The 2835-nt window shown below is 32.8% G+C and carries 2 protein-coding genes; both read right to left on the bottom strand.

The window, feature by feature from the left end:
- The coding region (locus tag U9R42_08055) for an NAD-dependent epimerase/dehydratase family protein (GenBank protein MEA3495973.1) at positions 1 to 1347 on the bottom strand (1347 nt) is incomplete at its 3' end.
- A 40-nt stretch (positions 1348 to 1387) separates the two neighbouring features.
- Positions 1388 to 2125, bottom strand: a complete 738-nt coding sequence (locus U9R42_08050) for a glycosyltransferase (GenBank protein MEA3495972.1) — start codon at positions 2123 to 2125, stop codon at positions 1388 to 1390.
- Positions 2126 to 2835 lie beyond the last annotated feature (710 nt).

The following is a 2835-nucleotide window of genomic DNA, read 5'->3' as shown; positions in this document are numbered from 1 at the left end:
TTTTGTTCCTTTAAAATTTACTTCATACAAAGTTTTTATTTTTGGAGGATAAATAGCTCCTGCAATATGAAATACAGTACTCACATTTTCGAGTACTTTCGCCAAAGAATTTTTATCAGTAATATCTCCATAAACAATTTCAAAATTCTTCGGTAGATTTAAAAAACCTTGATATTGAGGTTGAACAAGAAGCTTCACTTTCCTATTACTTTGAAATTCGCCATCTTTATCGCCATTTATCAAAACATCTATCATTCTGTTACCAAGCCATCCGGGAGCTCCAGTAATTAATAATTTCCCCTTTTCAGAACTATTTTCTTTAAATGGATTTTTTTGTATTCCTAAATTTAAAGTAGCTGAAATTCTTTTTCTTGCTTCGGTTACAGCATTTTTCAACAAATCATCAGCTTTTGTAATTTTATAATCAATCTCATTTTGGGCTTTAGAACTATCGTACCAACTAAAATTCCCAAAAACACTTTTTGCGTAAGCAGGCTCAATAATTGGTTCCATCCCAAACATTTTAAAAATTGGTTTTGTAAAAGTTGCTCCTGCAACAATTAGCCATTTTGGAATATTTACGAAGGGTTTTTTGTGTCCTGAATATTTAGCAAGCAAATCATAAAACTGTTTGAAAGTAACATTTTCGCCACCCAAAACATATTTCTCATTTTTCTTTCCTTTTTCAAGAGCATTCACTTGAGCCTCCGCAACCGATTCAACATCAGACAAAGAGATACCTCCCTGAAAATAAAACGGCTGTCCTTTTGATACAAAATTTGAAATAATTTGATGAGGGGGGGTCATTCGGGAATCACCACTACCAATTACCCATGCAGGATAAAGCCTTCGGATATCAACATCATTTTCTTTAATCAACTTTTCTACAAACTCTTCTGCCTTTAATTTACCTGCAACATAAGGGCTTTCAACGAATTTTGTTTTATCATTTTCAGTGATTAATTCATTTTTATTTTCACTTCTACCAAGAACAACAACAGAACTTGTATAAATAATTGTTTTAACTTTTTGCTTTACACACTCATTTATAAATGTTTCAGCTATTCCTGAAGTATTTTCTAAAATTCTTGCTTCATCATCTTTTTTGGTTGTGTTTTCAGCAGCAAGATGAAAAACAGAATGTGTATCCGATAGAATATTTTTATAAGTTTCAGAATTCAGTAAATCACAAGAATGCACAACTGCACCGTGTTGCTTTAACTTAAAAATATTTATATTTTCTTTTCTTATCAATAGATGAGTTTCATAACCCTTATCAATCAGTAATTTTGCAACATTAAATCCTATATGCCCTGAAGCACCAGTAACTACAACTTTTTTTATCATTCTTTTTTTGAGTAAAATTAATAAATTTCAACAATAGACTTTAAATATACTTTGCTTTAAAAAGCAATCTTTGTTTGAAGTAATAAAACAAAACTTTCCATGCGTTATTAATTGCACCTTTAGAAACACTATTTGATGGAGCACGATAGTGAATAGGTATTTCACGATAACGTTTTTTCCTAAGCAAATATCTCATTTCAGTTTGGTAGTAATGAGCTTTTGAAAGAAAAGGATATTCCAAAATTTTACCAAGAATTTCTCTATGAAATCCTTGAAAACCAGAAGTCATATCATACATTTGGCTACCAAGTAACAGATTTGTCATTCTTGTTCCATTCTTTGAAAGCATTCTGCGAAAAAGAGGAGAGTCAGCCATTGAACCACCATTGATAAACCTACTGCCAAAAGCACATTCGTTGCCTTCATTAAGCACACGAATAAACATAATTATCGCCATAGGATCATGCGACATTCCTGCATCCATTTCAATTACCAAATCATGATTTTTGTCATAAGCTTCCTTTAAACCACGTAAATATGCATCAACAACATTTTTATTTTCAGGAGCCCATACCGTATGAAATCTTTCATCCTTTTTTTCAAGTTCTCTACAAAGTTCAAGAGTGTTATCTTTTGAAACTTTATCCACTACAAAATAAGCTGTTCCACTTTGCAGTTCATCAAAAACACTTTTTAATGCATTTACAAAAATATCAAAATCCTCACTTTCGTTTGCCAAAGGTACAATTACAGCAAAATCATTATCGTAATACTTCATTCTAATCTAAAATTAAGTAGCAAAGTTATGATTATAATAATTGAAATTAAAATTTGATTTAAATGATACTAAAAATCACCAAAACTTGCGACACGAAGTTAGCTCGTATGAGTAACAAAAAGAAGTACTTAAAGTGCCTAGAGTGCCTAAAGTACTTAGAGTTATGTGTTACGAATAAACAAGAAGAAGTACTTATAGTGCCTAAAGTATTTAGAGTTAAAAACTAAAAGCTAAAAACTAATCCTACGGACTTGCTTCGCTTCGAAAGTTATGTGTTACGAATAAACAAATTACGAGTCCGCAGTCGGCAGTCTCCAGTCGGCAGTAAAAAACAGTCCACAGTCAAATTTCGAATAAACAAGAAGAAGTACTTAAAGTGCCTAGAGTGCCTAAAGTACTTAGAGTTATGTGTTACGAATAAACAGATAACTAAATCCTCCTTCGCTAAAGCTACGGAGGAGAAACTAAACAATTCCTACAACAAGCCATAAAATCGTCATTGTGAGGGAGGTACGACCACGACAATCTCGGGCTTTTTAGCAGAGGTAGTCAAAAACAGTCCTCAGTCGGCAGTCTTCAGTCAGCAGTCAAAAACAGTCAATAGTTCGCAGTCAAATTCCAAATAAACGAATAAACAATTCCTACAACAAGCCATAAAGTCATCATTGTGAGGGAGGTACGACCGCGACAATCTCGGGCTTTTTAGCAGA

Source organism: Bacteroidota bacterium, assembly GCA_034723125.1.
In the GTDB taxonomy this organism is placed as follows: Bacteria; Bacteroidota; Bacteroidia; order CAILMK01; family JAAYUY01; genus JAYEOP01.
Note: the sequence above shows the minus strand (reverse complement) of the source record. Positions and strands in the feature narration are given on the sequence as shown.

Bases quoted from the DNA above. Each gene is read 5' to 3' on its own strand.
- U9R42_08050 (MEA3495972.1), bottom strand. From the start codon at position 2,125: ATGAAGTATTACGATAATGATTTTGCTGTAATTGTACCTTTGGCAAAC.